Source organism: Streptomyces capillispiralis (genome assembly GCF_007829875.1).
GTDB lineage: Bacteria > Actinomycetota > Actinomycetes > Streptomycetales > Streptomycetaceae > Streptomyces > Streptomyces capillispiralis.
Map to the genome: position 1 here is coordinate 7,079,037 of NZ_VIWV01000001.1, position 19,169 is coordinate 7,098,205.

Here is a 19,169-nt window from a genome sequence, read left to right on the forward strand (position 1 = left end):
TGCGGATCATGGGAGACTCGCCTCCATGAGCGGGAAGGCGGACCCCCGGCCGGCGGGGGAAGGGACCACCACCTCGAGGACGCGGTTGGACCGGGGGCGCGGCGCGCTCGGGCCCGCGCTGGAGCTCGTGCACACCGGACGGGCGCCGACCCGCGCGGTGCTCACCGCCGAACTGGGTGTCACCCGGGCGACGGCCGGAGCGGTCGCCGCCGAGCTGGAGGCGCTCGGGCTGATCACGGTGGACGCCCGGCCCGGTGCCGCGGCCGGATCCCAGGGCCGCCCCTCGCACCGGCTGTCCGTCGCGGAGGACGGTCCCGTGGCGCTCGCCGCTCAGGTGCACGCCGACGGTTTCCGCGCGGCGCTGGTCGGGCTCGGCGGCCGTATCGTCGCCACGGCACCCGGCTGCGAGGTCGTCGACGCCGACCCGGCGAAGGTCCTCGGCTCCGTCGTCGCGGCGGGCGCCGAGCTGCTGCGGGAGACCGGGCGGCGGTGCGTGGGCGCCGGACTCGCCGTGCCCTCGGCGGTGGCCGAACCGGAAGGGCTGGCCCTCAACCCCCTGCATCTGGCCTGGCCCGCGGGCGCACCGGTGCGGGAGATCTTCGCCGAGCAGGTGCGCGCGGCAGGGCTGGAAGGACCCGCCTTCGCCGCCAACGACGTCAACCTCGCCGCCCTCGCCGAGCACCGGCACGGCGCCGGGCGCGGCTCGCGCGACCTGCTGTGCGTGGCCACCGGCCACCGCGGCGTGGGGGGTGCGCTGGTCCTCGACGGCCGTCTGCACTCGGGCAGTTCGGGCCTCGCCCTGGAGGTCGGCCACCTCACCGTCAACCCCGAGGGCCGCCCCTGCCACTGCGGCAGCCGCGGCTGCCTCGACGTGGAGGCGGACCCGCTGGCCCTCCTCACCGCGGCGGGGCGCGCGCCCGGCCCCGAGATGTCCCTGCTGAAGCAGGCCGACGACCTGATCCGCGGCCAGTACGACGACCCGGAGGTGCGCACCGCCACCGAGGCGCTCATCGACCGGCTCGGTCTCGGCCTCGCCGGGCTGGTGAACATCCTCAACCCGGACCGGATCATCCTCGGCGGCCTGCACCGCACCCTGCTGGAGGCCGACCCGGACCGGCTCCGCGCCGTCGTCGCCGACCGCAGCCTGTGGGGCCGCAGCGGCGGCGTCCCGATCCTCGCCTGCACCCTCGACCACAACAGCCTGGTCGGCGCGGCGGAACTCGCCTGGCAGCCGGTGCTGGACGACCCCCTCGGGGCACTGGGCCAGGAAGACACCCCGACCGACAGAAAGCCGACGTCATGACCGACCAGCTCACCGTCAGCGTCCTGGGCACCGGCATCATGGGCGCCGCGATGGCCCGCAACCTCGTCCGCGCCGGCCACACCGTCCGTGCCTGGAACCGCACCCGCGCCAAGGCCGACCCGCTGGCCGCCGACGGCGCTCACGTCGCCGCGACCCCCGCCGAGGCGGTGGAGTCCGCCGACGTGGTGCTGACCATGCTGTACGACGGCTCCGCCACCCTGGAGACGATGCGCCGGGCGGCGTCCGCCCTGCGCCCCGGCACCGTCTGGGCGCAGTCCACCACCGCGGGCATCGAGGGCGTCGCCGAACTGGCCGGCTTCGCCCGCGAACACGGCCTGCTCTTCTACGACGCCCCGGTGCTGGGCACCCGGCGGCCCGCCGAGGCCGGACAGCTGACCGTGCTCGCCGCCGGACCCGCCGGGGGCCGGGACAGGGTGACCCCGGTGTTCGACGCCGTCGGTGCCCGCACCGTGTGGACGGGGGAGGACGGCGCGACGGGCAGCGCGACCCGTCTGAAGCTGGTCGCCAACAGCTGGGTGCTCGCGGCCACCGCCGCCGCCGGTGAGACCCTCGCCCTGGCCAAGGCCCTCGACGTCGCACCGGACGGCTTCTTCGACCTCATCGCCGGCGGCCCGCTCGACATGGGCTATCTGCGGGCCAAGGCCGGCCTGATCCTCGAGGACCGGCTGTCCCCGGCCCAGTTCGCCGTGGCCACCGCCGCCAAGGACGCCCGGCTGATCGTGGCGGCCGGCGAACGGCACGGCGTCCGCCTGGACGTGGCCGCCGCGAGCGCCGGGCGGCTGGAGCGGGCCGTGGAGCTGGGCCACGGCGACGAGGACATGGCCGCCGCCTACTACGCCAGCTTCGACGACGGCCCCACCGCCTGACCGACAGAGCCGACCGCACCGCACCGAGGAGTCCGTTGTGTCCAAGCCCCCGCTGCCCCCCGAGGCCGACGCCCTGCTGCGCCGCCCCAACCCCTGTGTGATGGCGACGATCCGCTCCGACGGCGCGCCCGTCTCCACCCCCACCTGGTACCTGTGGGAGGACGGCCGCGCCCTGATCAACCTCGACGAGGGCCGGGTCCGGCTGAAGCACCTGCGCCGCGAACCCCGCATCACCCTCACCGTCCTGGCCGGCGACGACTGGTACACCCACGTCACCCTGATCGGCCGTGTCGTCGAGCTGCGCGACGACGAGGGCCTGGCCGACATCGACCGCCTCTCCCGGCACTACACCGGCAAGCCCTACGCGGACCGGGAGCGCGCCCGGGTCAGCGCCTGGATCGAGGTCGAACGCTGGCACGGCTGGGGCGCGATGAGGGACAGCGACCAGGCGGCCACCTGACCGACGGTGCCCGGCCGGACGTCACGGCCGGTCCACGGCGGAGGGACCGGGACCACCGGTGAGGACGCGGCCCACCGTGCCGTGCACGGTGCGGGGCGTGTTCACCACTGGCGCCCCCGGGGCAGCCGGTCCCGCTCCGGCGCCGACAGGTGGAGCACCTGGAAGACCTCGCCGTCCGCCTCCGGCGCGTGGTGCCGCCGCAGCGAGAAGTGGACCAGCTCCCAGCGGGCGGTGTCCATGGCCGCCGCCGCGAGGACCACCCCGTCCGTCCCGGCCAGCCGCCCGCACTCCCGGGCCGCCTCCTCGGCCACCTCACCCACCGGCACCCCGTCCGGCACGGGACTCCGGTGCCGTACGGCGACGACGGCGGGGGCGTCCGCGGCCGGCCCCTCCTCGTAGGCGAGGCCGGTCCACTGCCGTACCGGGGGCCGGCCGAAGTCGTCGGCGATGCCCTGGAAGCCGCCGCCCCAGAGGAAGGCGTTCATGCCCGCGACCGTGTTCCACAGGTAGAACGGCGCGTACTGGTTGACCGGCGAGCCGTGCACCCCGCGCTCGCGCACCAGATACGCCTTGACGCCGAGGCCCTGCCAGTCGTCGAGCAGACGTCCGCGACGGGCCACGCGGTCCCGGACGATCCCCATGTCGTAGTCGGCGGGCAGGGTGAGTTCGTACTGCAGGGCGTGCAACGAGGGCCTCCCGAGGGGTGGTTGAGGAGGGGCGGGCTAGCGGTCCCGCGGGGCGAGCAGGGCGAGCAGGCCGCGCACGCCCGCGTCGAAGGCGGCGGGGGAGCCGGAGGCGCGGGCCAGCACATAGCCGCCCTGGACGGTCGCGACGACGGCCGCCGCGATCTCCTCGCCGTTCACCGACGGAGCGAACTCGCCCCGCTCCTTGCCCTCTTCGACGATCCCGGCGAGCCGCGCGCGCAGCCAGCCCAGGGTCTCGTCCACCGGGGCGCGCAACGCGTCGTCGGCGACGACCTCCGGATCCATGGTGAGCCGCCCGACCGGACAGCCGCGCAGCACGTCGCGCTCGCGCAGGAGGTAGGCCTCGATGCGCTCGTACGGCGTACCCGGCCCGCCGAGCACTCCCTCGGCGGTGGTCCGCATCTCCTCGGCGGTGCGCCGGATCGCGGCCAGCGCGAGGTCCGGCTTCCCCTTGAAGTGGTGGTACATGCTGCCCTGGCCCGCGCCCGCCCGCTCCAGGACGGCCTTCGGGCTGGTGCCCACGTAGCCGCGCTCCCACAGCAGCTCGCGGGTGGACTCGATCAGACGCTCCGGGGTGCTCATCCCCCCACTGTACATACCAGTAGGTACAGACGTCGGGCCGAACCGTCGACGGCACGGGGAGCAGGCGCCCGCCGCCCGCGTACTCCCCGGGAGGTACGCGCACGGCCGCTGGCCGTACGACGACCCGGCCCCCCTCGCGGGACGACGCTCGAGGTGTCGCGCACGGAGCGACGAGACACCCCACCCGAGGAGTTGACGATCATGCAGACACTGGCGCACTTCGGCGACGGCGGGCCCGGCCCGTGGATCCTGTTCCTCCCCGTCCTCTGGGCCCTGCTCATCGGCGGCGGCATCGCGCTGCTGCGCCGCACGGTGTGGCGCGGACGCCACGGACCCGGCCGGCCCACGGTGGAGCAGGACTCGCCCATCGCGGTGCTCGGCCACCGCTTCGCCTCCGGAGAGATCGACGAGGACGAGTACTGGCGCCGGCTGTCCGTCCTGGACGAGCAGTTCGGCCGCGACGGCAAGGGCGGTGCGGCATGACCACCACGACCACCACCGGCACCCGGTCCGCCGCCCGGGTCGTCGACGCCGTCAAGGTGTACGGCACCGGCGACACCGCCGTACGGGCCCTGGACGGAGTGTCCGTGTCCTTCCCGGCCGGCCGCTTCACCGCGATCATGGGGCCCTCGGGCTCCGGCAAGTCCACCCTGATGCACTGCGCCGCCGGACTGGACACCCTCACCTCCGGAGCCGCCTGGATCGGCGACACCGAACTGGGCGGCCTCGACGACCGCCGCCTCACCCTGCTGCGCCGCGACCGCGTGGGCTTCGTCTTCCAGGCGTTCAACCTGGTGCCCACGCTCACCGTCGCGGAGAACATCACCCTGCCGCTCGATCTCGCGGGCGGCGGGGGAGACCCCGAGTGGACCGACGCCCTGATCGACGTGGTGGGCCTGCGCGACCGGCTGCGGCACCGCCCCTCGGAACTGTCCGGGGGTCAGCAGCAACGCGTCGCGGTGGCCCGGGCGTTCGCCGGCCGGCCCGACGTGGTCTTCGCCGACGAGCCGACCGGCAACCTCGACTCCCGCTCCGGCGAGGAGGTGCTCGGGCTGCTCGGCCGCACGGTACGGCAGACCGGCCGCACCGTCGTCATGGTCACCCACGACCCGGTCGCCGCCGCCCACGCCGACGAGGTGGTCTTCCTCGCCGACGGGCGCCTGGTCGACCGGATGGAAGCCCCGACCGCCGACGCGGTCCTGGACCGGATGAAAGCCTTCGAGGTGCCCTCATGAACACCTCCGTCCGCCTGAGCGCATCCTCCCTGCGCGCCCACAAGCGGCGCTTCGCCGGGACGTTCCTCGCCGTGTTCCTGGGCGTGGCCTTCCTGGCCGGAACCCTCGTCATGGGCGACACACTGCGCGCGAGCTTCGACTCCATGTTCGGCAACGCGGCCGCCGGCACCGACGCCGTCGTCCGCGCCGCCGACGCCATCACCACCCCCGGCGAGAGCCAGGGGGTGCGCGAGCCGGTCACCGCGGACCTGACGCGTACCGTCGAGCGGGTCCCGGGCGTCGCCGCGGCCGCCCCCGACATCCGGGGCGCCGGACAGCTCGTCGGCGCGGACGGCGAACCGATCGGCGGCCAGGGACCGCCCACCGTCGCCGGCAACTGGATCACCGACCCCGAACTCAACCCGTACCGCCTCGCCGAGGGCCGCGCCCCGCGGAAGTCCGGGGAGGTCGTGGTGAACCGGGGCACGGCCGAGCGGGGCGGCCTGGACCTCGGCGACACGACCGTGCTGCGCACCCCCGACCCGGTCGAGGTGACCGTCGTCGGGCTCGCCACCTTCGGCGGTGAGGACGGCATGGCCCAGGTGACCTTCACCGGCATGACCCGGGCCGACGCCGAGAAGTACCTGACGGCCCGCCCCGGCCAGGCCGCGAGCATCCTGGTGCGCGCCGGACCCGGGGTGAGCCAGGAGGAGCTGGTCGACCGGCTGACCCCGGTGCTGCCCGACGGCGTCGAGGCCGTCACCGGCCAGGAGTCGGCCGAGGAGAACAACGAGATGATCTCCGGCCAGTTCCTCAGCGTCTTCACCCTGTTCCTGCTGGTGTTCTCCGGTGTCGCCCTGCTGGTGGCGACCTTCTCCATCCACAACACCTTCGCGATCGTCGTCGCGCAGCGCACCCGTGAGAACGCCCTGCTGCGGGCGCTGGGCGCCTCGCGCCGCCAGGTCACCGCGGCCACGCTGGTGGAGGCGTGCGTGGTGGCCGTGACCGCGTCGGCGGCCGGACTGGCCGGCGGCATCGGCGTCGCGGCGGGGCTCCAGGCACTGTTCCCGGCGATCGGCTTCCCCTTCCCCGAGGGCGCCCTGGTGATCGGCCCGGTGTCGCTGCTGCTGCCGCTCGCGGTCGGCGTGGTGGTCTGCCTGGGCTCCGCCCTGCTGCCCGCCGTACGCGCCGGGCGCACCGCACCGCTGGCCGCGCTGCGCGAGACGGCCGTCGACACCTCCGGCGCCTCCCGCACCCGCGCGGTCGCCGGCACGGTTCTGGCGGCCCTGGCCGTCGCCGTCACGCTCACCGGCGTCCTGCTCACCCCGTCCGTCTGGCTGGCGGGCACCGGCGCCGTCCTGGCGCTGGTCTCCTTCGTGGTCCTCGGCCCCGTGGCCTCCTCCACCGCCGTGCGCGTCCTCGGCAGTCCGCTGGACCGGCTGCGTGGCGTCAGCGGCTCCCTCGCCCGGCGCAACGCGCTGCGCAGCCCGAAGCGCACGGCCGCCACCGCGAGCGCCCTGATGATCGGCGTGGCCGTGGTGTCCCTGTTCACGGTGTTCGGGGCGTCGCTGAAGGCGACCATGGACCAGACGGTCTCCCGGTCCTTCGCGGGCGACGTCGCCGTCAGCGCGCCGTCGTTCGGGGCGGGCGGCAGCGGACTGAGCCCGCGGCTGGCCGGCGCCGTCGCGGAGCTGCCCGAGGTGGACACCGCCGTCGGGCTCGGCCGGGGCGTCGCCGAAGTCGACGGCGACGGAAGGGCGTTGACCGTCACCGATCCGGCCGCCCTGCAGCGCGTCTTCGACCTCGGCGAGGTCGACGGATCCCTGGGCGCGCTGGGCGCCGACGGCATCGCGGTCACCGGGCAGGAGGCCGGCCGGCTCGGCGTGCGCCCCGGCGACACGACCCGGCTCGCCTTCACCGACGGCGAGGAGAAGACGTTCACGGTCCGCGCCGTCTACGGGCGGTCCGAACTCGCCGGCGACTACGTCATCACCCGCGAGGCCTGGGCCCCGCACCGCACCCGGGACGCCGACACCCTCGTCGCGGTCACCTTCGCGGACGGCGTGGACGGCGACGCGGGCAGGGCCGCCGTGCAGCGGGTCGCCGACGCCTACGGAAACCCGGAGGTCCAGACCCGTGAGGAGTACGCGCGGTCCTCGGCGGGTGGCATCGACATGATGCTCACCCTGGTCTACGCGCTGCTCGCGCTGGCCGTGCTCATCGCGCTGCTCGGCATCGCCAACACCCTCACCCTGGCGATCCACGAACGCACCCGTGAACTCGGGCTGCTCAGGGCCGTCGGCCAGACCCGGTCCCAGCTGCGGGCCATGGTCCGCTGGGAGTCGGTGCTGGTCGCCGCGTTCGGCACCGCGGGCGGACTGGTCCTCGGCGCCTTCCTCGGCTGGGTCCTGGTGGAGGCCTCCGACGGCGCGAGCGACAGCGCCTTCGCCTTCGCGATGCCGTCGGCGCACCTCGCGGTGGTGGCACTGGTCGGCCTCGCGGCGGGCGCCCTCGCGGGCCTGCGGCCGGCCCGGCGCGCGGCCCGCCTGGACGTGCTGCGGGCCGTGGCCACGGAGTAGTGGCGCCGCCCTCGCGCGCGGGCCCGACGGACACGTCCGGCGGGCCCGCGGCGTGCTCCCCGGCCATCGCATGAGGGCTCGTCAGCACCCGTTGCAGCGGAAGCCGTTCCGCCGGACGCGAGGGAGCCGGAGGAGCGCGCCGGTGCCGGGAGAGCGGCGTGTCACCGCCCGGTCAGCCTGGGACGGCGGACCGGGCGGGAGCAGGTTCGGGCCGGTGGCCCTCGGTGGTGTGCTCGACGAGCGCGACCTCCGCGAACCGGCGGTCGGCGCGTTCGCCGGCCGTGAGCAGGGGGCGCCGGTCCCAGGACGCGGGGGCGGTCGCGGACGGGGTCGGCAGGGTGAACCACACGACCTTGCCGGACTCGCCGTCCGGCACCGCGCCCCAGCTCTCGCTCATCGCGGCCACCATCGCCAGCCCGCGCCCACAGGTGGCGAGCGGACCGGCGTCCGCGACGACCGGCAGTCGCGGGTCGTGGTCGCGCACCGAGACCTTGAGCCGGTCGAGCTGCAGTTCCATCTCGACGGTGCACGTCTTGTCGGGCCGGGCGTGCCGGTGGACGTTGGACAACAACTCCGTCACACCGAGCGAGGCCCGGTCTATCAGGGAATCCATGTGCCAGTAGCGCAACTGCGCAGATACGATTCTGCGGACCTGGCCGATCCGCGACGGCAGGGCTTGGAGCTCCACCGCGCAGTGCCTGCTTGGGTGACTGATCACGGCTGCGACTCCCCGACGTGAGGTCCGGAAGAACACGGAGTACGGATCCAGCAGGGCGCCTGCGTGACGCTGCCGCCTGCTGTCGTGGCCGGCGGGCTGGTTCGCAGCGTTATCGCCGGTAAACCCAGAGTGACGTGAGACCAGCGTGACCCAGGGGGTGAGGTGGCGCAACTCGCGGACATCTCAGGCGCCACGCCCCGACGCCCGGTGGACGGCTTCGATGAAACGGCGGGCCGCGGGCGGGCCCGGTTCGCCCGGGGCGGGGTCGTGGTCGCCGAGGGTGAGCAGGTACCGCTTGCCGTTGAGGTCCGCCAACGCCCGGTCCTCCGGAGCGAACCAGGGCCGGGACGCCCGCACCGCCTGCACCGGCGCGCTGTCGATCTCACTGCCGTAGCTGGTGAGCAACTCCAGTCGGCCCTCGCTGATCCGCACCTGCCCGGCCCGGGTGAGCGACCGCAGCCACTTGCCGATCCGCACGCCCGTGGCCTTGAACTCCGGCTCCGTCATGCCACCCGCCCCCTTGTGCGCGTCGCTGTGCCGGACCGTGCTCCGCGGGCCGGCTCTGTCCAGATCCAGTGTGCCCCCGAACGGGAGCTTGCTCCCCGCCGGTGCAGTCTGCCCGCACCCGCCGCCGAGCACCAGTACGCGCACCTCCGTTCCCCGGGGCGCGAGGAGCACTCGCGCCAATGCGCCCCCGCGCCCCCGCGCCCCGGGTCCCCAGGGGTGCCTTTGGGGTGCTCAAAGAACTGTTTATGCAGGTGAGAGGTGGTGTGAAGGGTGTTTATGATCGGGGTGTCGGCCGCGCGAGACGCCGTCGGCGCTCAGTGTAAGGAGCCCCGCCGTGAGCACTCCCCGACAGACCCCGACCGGCGCCACCCTCGACGTCGACCACAGCGACCCCGCCTACCGGGACTGGCTGAAAGAGGCCGTGCGCCGGGTGCAGGCCGACGCCAACCGCTCGGCCGACACCCATCTGCTGCTCTTCCCGCTGCCCGAGCGGTGGGGCATCGACCTCTACCTGAAGGACGAGTCGACCCACCCGACCGGCAGCCTCAAGCACCGGCTGGCCCGTTCACTGTTCCTGTACGGACTGTGCAATGGCTGGATCCGCCCCGGCCGCCCGGTGATCGAGGCGTCCAGCGGCTCCACGGCGGTCTCCGAGGCGTACTTCGCCAAGCTGATCGGCGTGCCCTTCATCGCGGTCATGCCACGCACGACGAGCGCCGAGAAGTGCCGCCTGATCGAGTTCCACGGCGGTCGGTGCCACTTCGTGGACGACCCCCGGAAGATGTACGAGGAGTCCGCCCGCCTCGCGGTGGAGACCGGCGGCCACTACATGGACCAGTTCACCTACGCCGAACGGGCCACGGACTGGCGGGGCAACAACAACATCGCCGAATCGATCTTCCGTCAACTGCGGTCGGAGCGGTTCCCGGTGCCCGTGTGGATCGTCGCGACGGCCGGCACCGGCGGCACCTCGGCGACGCTGGCGCGCTACGTCCACTACATGCAGTACGACACCCGCGTCTGTGTCGCCGACCCGGAGAACTCGTGCTTCTTCGAGGGCTGGACGACCGGGGACCCGGACGTCGCCTGCGACCGGGGGTCCCGTATCGAGGGCATCGGCCGGCCCCGTATGGAGCCCAGCTTCGTGCCCGGAGCGATCGACCGGATGATGAAGGTGCCCGACGCGGCCAGCGTCGCCGCGGTGCGGGCCCTGGAGCGGGTCATCGGCCGCAAGGCGGGCGGCTCCACCGGCACCGGGCTGTGGAGCGCCCTGAAGATCGTCGCCGAGATGGCCGCCGAGGGGCGGCGGGGCAGTGTGGTGACACTGCTGTGCGATCCGGGCGACCGGTACCTGGACAAGTACTACTCGGACGCCTGGCTGGCCGAGCAGGACCTGGACGTCGCGCCCTACACGGCGGCGATCGAGTCCCTGCTGAACACCGGTGTCCGGCCCGGCCGGGAGCTACCCGGCGAGCCGGCGGTCCAGTGAGGTCACCGCGTCGCGGAACGCCCTCCCCGGCCCCGGCCGGGCGGCCCTGAGCGCGAGGCGGACGGGACCGTGCCGTCGGCCGCGCACGTCCACCGCGCCCGCGCGCCCGTCCCGGCCGGCGCGAGCCGCCACTCCTCGACGAGGGCGCGCGCGCCCGGCGCGTGAGTCACGTCGACGCGGTGGGCGCACACCTCGGGCGCCCTCGTCACCAGGATCGTCCCGCGGAACCGGGCGCCGCCCCGGAGGCGGATCCCCCGCCCCGCTCCGGCGTCGAGGGGACGGGCCGGCGTGACCGCCCGGAACCACTGCGTCCAGCCGGTCACGTCCTCGTCCGGTGCCCGGAAGACCGGCTCCGGCGCGGCGGGGATCCCCCGGCCGAGGGCCGGACGCACGGGCGCGGTCCGGACGAACCCGTGCCCCACGGGGCGCGGACGGTGCGCCATGGGCGTGTCCCCCTTGACGACGGACGCGTCGACGACGGAACCGGGCGGCCGCCCCGACGGGCGCGCCGTCAGATGTCGTCGTCCTCCGGGGAGTTGTCGGGCTCGCCCGCCACCACCAGCCGCCGCAGGTGCTCGGACACCTCCGCGCGGGCGGCCCCGGGCAGTCCGGAGTCCGTGACGAGGGTGTCGACCTGCTCCAGGGAGGCGAACGAACTCAGGCCCACCGTGCCCCACTTGGTGTGGTCGGCCACCACGATCACCCGGCGGGCCGACTGCACCAGCCGGCGGTTGGTCTCGGCCTCCGCGAGGTTCGGCGTCGACAGTCCCGCCTCCACCGATATGCCGTGCACCCCGAGGAACAGCAGGTCGAAGTGGAGCGCCGCGATCGCCTGGTCGGCCACTGGGCCCACCAGCGAGTCGGACGGTGTGCGCACCCCGCCCGTCAGCACGACCGTGGCCGCGCCCTGCCGGGAGCCCGAGGTGCGCTGCGCCGCGTGGAAGACGTCGGCGACGCGCACCGAGTTGGTGACCACCGTGAGGTCGGGGACGTCCAGCAGCTGGTGCGCCAGCGCGAACGTCGTCGTACCGCCCGAGAGGGCGATCGCCGCGCCCGGGGGGACCAGTTCGGCCGCCGCCCGCGCGATGTCCTCCTTGGCGCTGAGCTCCAGGCCCGACTTGGCCTCGAACCCCGGTTCGTGCGTGCTCGCCTCGACCACCGGGACCGCGCCGCCGTGCACCTTCTCCAGCACGCCCTGCCGGGCCAGCGCGTCGAGGTCGCGGCGGACCGTCATGTCCGACACGCCGAGCTTGCGGGTCAGCTCGTTGACCCGGACTCCGCCCCGGCGCCGGACCTCGTCGAGGATCAGGGTGCGCCGCTGCTCCGCGAGGAGGTTCTGATTCTCGCTCACGTACGCTCCGGTCCTTTCGCCACGCAACACCGTCCGACACGCCCCGCGCGCCCACGGTGACGAGCGGTTTCCCGCCGGGCACCGGTGCGCGGACGTCCCATCCTCGCATGCCGGGCCCCGGGCGGCGCCACCGGCGGCTCGTCGCGCACATGTCACTGGCCTGCCGTATGTTGCTTGCCTGTCACACGGATCGGGGAGATTACGTGACGACAGGTGCGGGCCGCTCGGCCACGGGAGATCCTGGGCCCGCACGGACGGAGCCGACGGGGCGTCACGGGGGAAGTGCGAATCAGTGGACAGCACGCAGCAGCACAGGCCGGCCGAGGGTTCGTCGCCCCGGCCCGCGGAGACCGGGACCGCCCTGGAACTCCTGGTCCACGGGGTGGGGGGCACCACTCCCGAGCAGATGCTCGGCGACCCGCGCACGGTCCGGATCACCGGTGACGACACCGCCGCCGTGTTCCGCCGCGCCGACGACGCCGACGCGGAGCGGCAGCCCGCCGGACGCCGCGAGGGACCCGTCCCCGAGGCCTACGTCTGGTGCAACCTCACCTCGGGGAACGGCACCCGCGCCCTGTGGCTGCTGCTCCTGCCGTTCATGGTCGTCAACCTCGCCCACTGGATGCGCCCCACCGCCCGGGGCCGCCGACGCACCGTCCGGCTGTACGGGCTGCTGGTGCGGCTCGCCGGGCTGAGCCTGACGGTGCTGCTCGTCGCGGCCGCCTGCGAGGTCGCCCTCGACCTGACCGCCTGGCAGTGCGCGGGCACCCACGCGTGCGCCGAAGGGCACTCCTGGCTCGGATTCCTCTCGCCCGAGATCTCCGACGACGGCTGGTGGAGCCCGCCGGGCCGCAGGCTCGCCCTGGCCGCCGTCGTGCCCGTCGCCCTCACCGGCCTGCTCTGGCTGCTGTCACTGCGCACCTGGAGCGCGTACGAGTCCCAGCAGCCGATGACCCACGACGCCGAGCGCGAGGAGGAGACCGGCCGCACCGCGCTGGGCCGCCCCGGCTTCTGGTACGGCCGGCGCCTGGTCGCCCGGCTGCGCGCCGCCCACACCGCCGCCGGACTCCTCACCGTCGCGGCCGCCGTCGGCTCCGCCGCCGCCCGCCAGGACCGGCAGCCGGGCGGCCCGGCCGCCCTCGCCGTCCTCGGCGTGCTCCTGGAGGCGGCACTGGCCGGCGGAGCGTGCGCCGTGGTGTGGGTGGTCTGCCGCCGGGGCCGCACCGAACGTCGGCTCGACGCCGAACTCGACCTGCGGCTGGTGCGGTACCTGCCGCTGGCCGCCCTCGCCCTGCTGGCGCTCGCCCTGCTGTACGCCGGGTGGGAGCGCCCCGGATGGGAGTCGGCGGGCCGGCTGCCGGGCGACGCCGCCTTCGGCGCCCTCGCCCTCGTCCAGGGTCTGCTGGTGATCGTCCTCGCCGTGGTCGCCCACGCCCTGCACCGCACCGACCCCGACCGCCGTGCCGCGATCCGCGGCCTGGCGGGACCCGCCGTCGCCATGCTCGCCTGCGCGCTGGGCGGCGTGATGTCCGGCGGTGTCTCCCAGCGCGTCGCCGACTGGCTGGACGGCACCGGCGCCTCGATGCCCGGACCGCCGGTGCTGCTCACCTGGCAGGCGTCCGTGATACCGCCGCTGCTCGTCCTGCTGCTCGTCCTGTTCGGCTGGCTCGCCCGGCGCGCCTGGCGGATCGCGCGCGCCGAACACGCCGCCGTGGAGCGGGAGTACGCCGGCGAGACCGGCGACCCCGGCCGCACCCGGCGTATCGCCACCGTGCGCGCCATGGCCGCGCTCACCGACCGCGGGCCGCGCATCCTCGCCGTCACCTCCGCCGCGACCCTGCTGCTGGGCGCCGGCGCGCTGGCCGGCGCCCTGGCCACCGACAAGACCCCCGGAGAGGCGGCCCGCGGGTCCTACGCCGTCGTCCACGGCGCGGCCGAGACCGCGCAGGCGCTGGGCTCCTGGCTGATCGGGCTCGGCTTCATCCTCCTGGTCGCCTGCGGCCGCCGCGCCTACAAGGACGCCTCCGCGCGGCGCACCATCGGCATCCTCTGGGACGTCGGCACCTTCTGGCCGCGCGCCGCGCACCCCTTCGCCCCGCCCTGCTACGCCGAGCGCGCGGTGCCCGACCTGACCTGGCGGATCGCCACCTGGACCCGGGCCACCGGCGGCCGGCTGGTCATCTCGGGCCACTCCCAGGGCAGCGTCCTGGCCGCGGCCACGGCCTGGCAGCTCCCGCCGTCCACCCGCCGCCGGGTCGCCCTGCTCACCTACGGCTCCCCGCTGGAGCGCCTGTACGGCCGCTGGTTCCCGGCCCACTTCGGACCGGACGCGCTCGGCTCCCTGCACGAGGAGGTCGACTGCTGGCGCAACCTCCACCGGCTCACCGACCCCATCGGCGGACCGATCCGGCTGCCCGGCGACCGCGGCCCCGACGTGGACCGTCCCCCGCTCCGGGACCCCCTCGCCTACGGCCGTACCGAGACCCATCCGCTGCCCGCGCCGATCCTCGGCCACTCCGACTACCAGGCCGACCCGGCGTTCGCCGAGGAACGCCGTCGGCTGCTGGCCCGTCTGCGCCCGGACGTACCGGCACCGCGGCACACGGACGACCCGCCGGGAGCCTGAACCAGGGGGCCCGGGCCGCGACCGGCCCGGGCAGTAGTCACCGGGGCAGCGCGGGCAGGTCCTCGGGGTACAGCAGGGTCAGGTCGTCGGTGGTCGGTTCGTCGAGCTGGGCGACACGGCTCGCGTGCCGCTCGACCATGGCCTCGAAGGTCTGCCGCGCGGTGCGCCCGTTGCCGAACGCGGGCCCCTTGGGCAGGTCGGTGAAGTACGTCAGCAGGGCCTCACCGGCGCCCGGCGCCAGCTGGTACTCGTGCTCCTCGGCCTGCTGCCGCACGATCCGCAGCAGCTCCTCCGGGCCGTAGTCGCCGAAGGTGATGGTCCGTGAGAAGCGGGACGCCACACCCGGGTTGACCGACAGGAACCGCTCCATCTCGGCCGTGTACCCGGCCACGATCACCACCACCGCGTCCCGCTGGTCCTCCATCAGCTTCACCAGGGTGTCGATGGCCTCCTTGCCGAAGTCACGCCCGGCGTCCTCAGGGGAGAGCGCGTACGCCTCGTCGATGAACAGCACACCGCCGCGCGCCTTCTCGAACGCCTCCTGGGTGCGGATCGCCGTGGAGCCGATGTGCTCGCCGACCAGGTCCACGCGGGACACCTCGACCAGATGCCCCTGCTCCAGCACCCCCAGCGAGGCGAGGATCTCGCCGTACAGGCGGGCGACGGTGGTCTTGCCGGTGCCGGGGGAGCCCGTGAACACCAGATGGCGCTTGACCGACGCCGCCTTCAGCCCCGCCCGCTGCCGGCGCCGTCCCACCTCGATCATGTCGGTGAGGGCGCGGACCTCGCGCTTCACGCTCTCCAGGCCCACCAGCGCGTCGAGTTCACCGAGCACGGCCTTCGACGTCCGGGGCTCCCGCTCCGGTGCGGCCGGTTCGGTGGCGGGGGCGGCGGCCGGGGCGGGCGGTACCTGCTCGGTGCGCTGCCCGGGAACGGTGCCCAGCAGGCCCGTGGAGTGCCCCGTCGGCTGCGCGGCCGGCTCCGGTGCCGCGGGCGGCCGGAGACCGCCGCTCTCGTCGCTCGTGCAGTCCTCGACGACCGGGCCGCCCGAACCGGACGCCGCGTCGGCGCCGCCCTCGGCGAACTCGTAACCCCCGCGCGCGCACCGCTCCGTGCGGCACTTCCGCAGCGTCGTACGGCTGCCGTCGATCACGTGGAAGCCGTAGCCGCCGCTGCCCGTGACCCGGCAGTTCTCGAAGGTGCCGCGGCCACCCGCCGAGACGTAGACACCGGCCTCGGCGGGCGAGTCGACCGTGCAGCGCTCGACGGTCGGGTCGGCGCCCTTGGTGACGATCACGCCCGTCTGTATGCCGTCCAGGGTGCAGTTGCTGAGGGTGCCGCCGCTGCCGTGGTCCCGGAACCAGGCGCCCGTCGCCGCCTCCCGGATGCGGCAGTCGTCGAGCTGGGCGGTGGCGCCGTCGCTCACCGACACGGCCGTGTTGCGCACCTGCGACAGATCGCTGTCCACGACGTCGGCCCGTGAGCCGCGGTCGAGGACGAACAGGGCGTCCGGCACGTCGTGCACCCGGCAGGAGTCCAGGACTGCGGTGGCGCCGTCGCTCACCCACACCGCCGGGTAGTCGCCGGTGCTGTCGAAGATCTCGCACTGGTTGGCGTCCACGCGCGTGCCCGGGTCCCACACCGACAGACCGTTGCGGCCGAACGTCCGCACCGTGGTGCGGGTCAGCGTCAGGACCGAACGGGACCGCAGGTCGACCGCGTTCTCCGGGATGTCGTGGATCCGGCAGTCGGCGAGGGTCAGCACCGCGTCCGTGTCGAGCGTGACCCCGTCCCCGGTGGTGCGGTGCACATCGCAGTCGGTGAGGTGGGCGGTGGCGCGGCCGGTCACCTGGACACCGCTGCCCCGCACCTCGTAGATCTCGCAGCCCACCGCTTCCAGCGCCGAGTTCTCCCCGGTCGCGGTCAGCCCCGAGCCCGAGGCGTGGTGCACCCGGCAGCGCTCCAGGCGGGGGTGGGCGCCCCCGCGCACCGCGATGCCGGCCTGGCCCGCGGCGACCACCTCGCACTCCTCGAACACCCCGCCCCCGCCGTCCAGTACGGCGATGCCGACGCCCGCCGGGTTGTCGACCGTGCAACGGCGCACCGTGGGCCGGGAACTGCCGCGCACCTCGATGCCGGCCGCGGACCGGGTGACCACCCGGACGTCGCGCAGCTCCGGGGTGCCCTCCTCGACCAGCACGGCCGGGGCGGTGGTGTCCTGGCCCTCGACGTGCAGGTCCTGCACCACCGCCGAGGCGCGCACGGTCAGCGGGACGCCGTCCAGGGGCGCGATGCGCACCGAGCCCGGTGCGCCCTCGGGCCCGCGCAGCGTCACCGCCCGCTGGACGACGAGGTTCTCCCGGTAGGTGCCGGGAGCGACGGTGAGGACGTCCCCTTCGGCCGCGGCCTCCAGGGCGGCGGCGAGCGATGTGTACTCACCCGTGCGGCGCCGCCACCTCGATGTGCCGGTGTGCGTCACCTGGACCGTGCCCTGTCCCATGGCGTAGCTGTGCCCCCACCTCGTCGTACTGTGGCTCTTCCGTGCGCGTGGCGCCGCCGATCGGTTCGGCCGGACCACCGTAGCGTGCGCGCGGGCACCCGGTTGACCAGAGCCGGAACCGGGTCAGCTGCCGGCGCCGGTCCTGCCCCAGTCCGGGCCCGCCTTGTCCCACGCCTGGTCCCAACGGGCGTACCGGCGGCGGAGCATGTGCCGGACGATCAGCCGTCTGCCGCCCTCGACCAGGCACGCGGTCACCAGGGCGGCGCCGACACCGGCGAGCACGGCGTGCGTGGTGGCCGTGGCGCCGTCCAGGGGGCGGGCGACCAGCCGGCCCTGCCGGTCGGTCCACGTCCGGAAACGGTCTCCCGGCTGCGGGTCGTTGAGCCGCGTGGGCACCGGTCCGCGGCGCTCGGTGCCGTCCGGCGCGGTCCAGCGGGCGAGGACGCGGTTGCGCGCCTCCGTGCCGGAGGAGATCTCCGGGTCGGAGTCCAGCGGGGACGGCTCGAGCCCGCGCACCACCGTGGCCGCCACCTGGTGGCGTGCCTGGTGCTGGGCGCGGACGGACCGCTGCAGGGCGTCCTGGGCGGCGCCCCCGACGAGACGGCCGATCACCGGGGCGGCGACGAGGACGAGCAGCAGCGCGGCGAGCGCCACCCAGGCCTCGGCCAGGTCGGTCCTGCGGCACAACGGGTTGTGCCGCCAGCGCCAGAGTCCGCCGATCGCTCGCACCGTCGGAACCCCTCCCCTCAAGGGCTCTCACGCACCTCTCATGAAGGGCCAACGCGCGGAGCCGGGACCCGGTTCCCGCGTCCGCTGTGGCCTGAGCTACACGGCCTCGACGGGATCGCCCACCCGGATCGTGCCGGAGGAGAGGGGCACCAGGTTCTGCCCGAACAGGAGCCGTCCGCCGGTCCGCCGGTGGGCGGCCAGCGTGCGCAGGGGCTCTCGGCCGCGCCGGGCGGTGTCCTGGTCGGTGGTGGTCACCACGCACCGGCCGCTCGGCTTGGCGACGCGGAAGGAGACCTCGCCGACGCGGACGCGCGTCCAGCCGTCCTCCGCCCACGCCTCGGTGCCCCGCACGACCACGTTGGGCCGGAAACGGCTCATCGGCAGCGGGCCCTCGTCGGCGTGATCCCCCTGCGCGATCAGGGAGTTGAGGTGGTCCAGGGAGGCGGTCGTGGTCAGCAGCAGCGGATAGCCGTCGGCGAAGGAGACCGTCTCGCCCGGCAGGGCGTGGGCGGGGTCGACCGGACGACGGGTGGCGGGGTCGTCCAGGTGCACGAGGCGCACCCCGATGCCGAGGTGTGCGCCGCACCAGGCGTGCACGGCGTCGTCCTCGGCCGGGACCACCTCCACCTTGGTGCCGAAGAGGTCCGCGGGGATCGTCCCGCCGGACGCGGACGCGGACGCGGACGCGGGCACGGGCACCGACACCGGCCGTGCCCCGGGCGCGGACAGCCGGACGCCGCCGCCGGGCAGCAGCTCGGCGGCGGCCAGTGCCAGCCGCGGGTGTTGGCGCTGTGTGACGACCTTTCCCCCGTCGTCGATCAGCATCCAGCGCCGGTCCCCGGCCGGACCCCAGGGCTCCACGACGACCTCCCGGAGCGGCAGGCTCCGGAACGCCTTGACCGGATGAATGTGGATCGAGTGCAGACGAGCGTTCCCCATGGGGCCATCGTGCCATCCGGCACCGACGGCCCCGGGTCGGCTCAGTATCCGCGGTACTGCTGGTGGTTGTACGGATCCTGGTACGGAGCCGGAGCCGGAGCCGGACGGGGCGCCGCGGGGCGCATGGCCTCGTAGCCGGCGGGCGGCGCCGGACGCGGCGGCTGCGGCTGGGGGCCGGGGTAGCCGCGCGGCGCGGTGGCCTGCTGCGGGATGTAGGCCGCGGGCGCCTGCTGGAGCGGAGCGGGCTGCGGCGCCTGCGGATAACCGTAGGCGGGCTGGGACGGGGCCGCCGGGAGGGCGGGCAAGGCCGAGGGAAGCGCGGGCAGATGGTGACTGGCCGGCGCGTCGTACGCGGCGGGGACCCGGATCGGGGCGATCTGCGGGGTACCCCGCTCGGCCACGAGCGAGTCGTAGATCGGGGTGTCCGGGAAGGAGGCGGAGTAGTAGCCGCCGCCATAGCTGGAGCGGGGGGAGGTCATGGCACATAAGTTAAGCCCACGATGTGTTGGTTGGGGAGACCGATAAGAGGGTTGTTTTCCGTGCCCGCCGTGACCGGGGATCCCCAATATGAGCGAACTTGG

The 19,169-nt window shown here is 74.7% G+C and carries 17 protein-coding genes and 1 pseudogene; 8 read left to right on the forward strand and 10 right to left on the reverse strand.

Annotated elements, in window-relative coordinates:
• Positions 1-25 precede the first annotated feature (25 nt).
• Genes FHX78_RS31195 through FHX78_RS31205 form a run of 3 tightly spaced genes read left to right on the forward strand, consistent with a single transcriptional unit; the run spans position 26 to position 2,650 of the window.
• Positions 26-1,303 carry an ROK family protein gene (locus FHX78_RS31195; RefSeq protein ID WP_145870730.1) on the forward strand — a complete coding sequence of 426 codons (1,278 nt, stop codon included), beginning with the start codon at positions 26-28 and terminating at the stop codon, positions 1,301-1,303.
• The gene (locus FHX78_RS31200) at positions 1,300-2,190 is read left to right on the forward strand and encodes an NAD(P)-dependent oxidoreductase (protein WP_145870731.1); all 891 of its coding nucleotides are present in this window, start codon (positions 1,300-1,302) and stop codon (positions 2,188-2,190) included. The genes FHX78_RS31195 and FHX78_RS31200 overlap by 4 nt, the downstream gene beginning before the upstream one ends.
• Positions 2,191-2,227: 37 nt before the next feature.
• Entirely contained in the window at positions 2,228-2,650 is a 423-nt protein-coding gene (locus FHX78_RS31205) for a PPOX class F420-dependent oxidoreductase (RefSeq protein WP_145870732.1), read from the forward strand.
• A gap of 101 nt (positions 2,651-2,751) precedes the next feature.
• Here FHX78_RS31205 and FHX78_RS31210 read toward each other — a convergent pair whose 3' ends face one another.
• Together FHX78_RS31210 and FHX78_RS31215 are read right to left on the reverse strand one after the other, a co-directional pair.
• Positions 2,752-3,336, reverse strand: a complete 585-nt coding sequence (locus FHX78_RS31210; RefSeq protein WP_145870733.1) for a DUF4865 family protein — start codon at positions 3,334-3,336, stop codon at positions 2,752-2,754.
• 36 nt (positions 3,337-3,372) lie between these two features.
• A complete protein-coding gene (locus FHX78_RS31215) occupies positions 3,373-3,951 on the reverse strand; it encodes a TetR/AcrR family transcriptional regulator (protein WP_145870734.1) in 579 nt (192 codons plus the stop codon).
• A 186-nt stretch (positions 3,952-4,137) separates the two neighbouring features.
• On the opposite strand from FHX78_RS31215, the gene FHX78_RS31220 reads away from it, so the two are divergent.
• The 3 genes from FHX78_RS31220 to FHX78_RS31230 are packed head-to-tail and all read left to right on the forward strand — an operon-like array spanning position 4,138 to position 7,729.
• The gene (locus FHX78_RS31220; protein ID WP_145870735.1) at positions 4,138-4,419 is read left to right on the forward strand and encodes an SHOCT domain-containing protein; all 282 of its coding nucleotides are present in this window, start codon (positions 4,138-4,140) and stop codon (positions 4,417-4,419) included.
• On the forward strand, positions 4,416-5,171 hold the full coding sequence (locus FHX78_RS31225; protein WP_145870736.1) for an ABC transporter ATP-binding protein: 756 nt from the start codon (positions 4,416-4,418) through the stop codon (positions 5,169-5,171). The genes FHX78_RS31220 and FHX78_RS31225 overlap by 4 nt, the downstream gene beginning before the upstream one ends.
• Positions 5,168-7,729, forward strand: coding sequence for an ABC transporter permease (locus FHX78_RS31230; RefSeq protein WP_145870737.1), 2,562 nt, complete (start codon positions 5,168-5,170; stop codon positions 7,727-7,729). The genes FHX78_RS31225 and FHX78_RS31230 overlap by 4 nt, the downstream gene beginning before the upstream one ends.
• Before the next feature lie 172 nt (positions 7,730-7,901).
• Here FHX78_RS31230 and FHX78_RS31235 read toward each other — a convergent pair whose 3' ends face one another.
• Positions 7,902-8,447: an ATP-binding protein gene (locus tag FHX78_RS31235; protein WP_189908638.1), complete on the reverse strand. Its 546-nt coding sequence runs from the start codon at positions 8,445-8,447 to the stop codon at positions 7,902-7,904.
• A gap of 183 nt (positions 8,448-8,630) precedes the next feature.
• A complete protein-coding gene (locus FHX78_RS31240; protein WP_145870739.1) occupies positions 8,631-8,954 on the reverse strand; it encodes a hypothetical protein in 324 nt (107 codons plus the stop codon).
• 334 nt (positions 8,955-9,288) lie between these two features.
• Between FHX78_RS31240 and FHX78_RS31245 the strand changes: the two genes are divergently transcribed.
• Positions 9,289-10,443, forward strand: coding sequence for a PLP-dependent cysteine synthase family protein (locus tag FHX78_RS31245; RefSeq protein WP_145870740.1), 1,155 nt, complete (start codon positions 9,289-9,291; stop codon positions 10,441-10,443).
• On the opposite strand, the pseudogene FHX78_RS31250 reads toward FHX78_RS31245, so the two are convergent.
• Together FHX78_RS31250 and FHX78_RS31255 are read right to left on the reverse strand one after the other, a co-directional pair.
• A pseudogene (locus FHX78_RS31250) lies at positions 10,417-10,886 on the reverse strand (SRPBCC family protein). The gene FHX78_RS31245 and the pseudogene FHX78_RS31250 overlap by 27 nt on opposite strands.
• Before the next feature lie 68 nt (positions 10,887-10,954).
• Positions 10,955-11,794 carry a DeoR/GlpR family DNA-binding transcription regulator gene (locus FHX78_RS31255; RefSeq protein ID WP_145870741.1) on the reverse strand — a complete coding sequence of 280 codons (840 nt, stop codon included), beginning with the start codon at positions 11,792-11,794 and terminating at the stop codon, positions 10,955-10,957.
• A gap of 292 nt (positions 11,795-12,086) precedes the next feature.
• On the opposite strand from FHX78_RS31255, the gene FHX78_RS31260 reads away from it, so the two are divergent.
• Positions 12,087-14,420: a lipase family protein gene (locus tag FHX78_RS31260; protein WP_145870742.1), complete on the forward strand. Its 2,334-nt coding sequence runs from the start codon at positions 12,087-12,089 to the stop codon at positions 14,418-14,420.
• 37 nt (positions 14,421-14,457) lie between these two features.
• Here FHX78_RS31260 and FHX78_RS31265 read toward each other — a convergent pair whose 3' ends face one another.
• The 4 genes from FHX78_RS31265 to FHX78_RS31280 all read right to left on the reverse strand — a co-directional run bounded on the left by FHX78_RS31265 (position 14,458) and on the right by FHX78_RS31280 (position 19,067).
• The gene (locus FHX78_RS31265) at positions 14,458-16,920 is read right to left on the reverse strand and encodes a right-handed parallel beta-helix repeat-containing protein (RefSeq protein WP_167531895.1); all 2,463 of its coding nucleotides are present in this window, start codon (positions 16,918-16,920) and stop codon (positions 14,458-14,460) included.
• Between the two features lie 123 nt (positions 16,921-17,043).
• A complete protein-coding gene (locus FHX78_RS31270; RefSeq protein ID WP_145870744.1) occupies positions 17,044-17,649 on the reverse strand; it encodes an Rv1733c family protein in 606 nt (201 codons plus the stop codon).
• A gap of 96 nt (positions 17,650-17,745) precedes the next feature.
• The gene (locus FHX78_RS31275; protein WP_145870745.1) at positions 17,746-18,588 is read right to left on the reverse strand and encodes an MOSC domain-containing protein; all 843 of its coding nucleotides are present in this window, start codon (positions 18,586-18,588) and stop codon (positions 17,746-17,748) included.
• A 41-nt stretch (positions 18,589-18,629) separates the two neighbouring features.
• Complete coding sequence (locus tag FHX78_RS31280; protein WP_145870746.1) at positions 18,630-19,067, reverse strand: DUF6643 family protein; 438 nt, start codon at positions 19,065-19,067, stop codon at positions 18,630-18,632.
• Positions 19,068-19,169 lie beyond the last annotated feature (102 nt).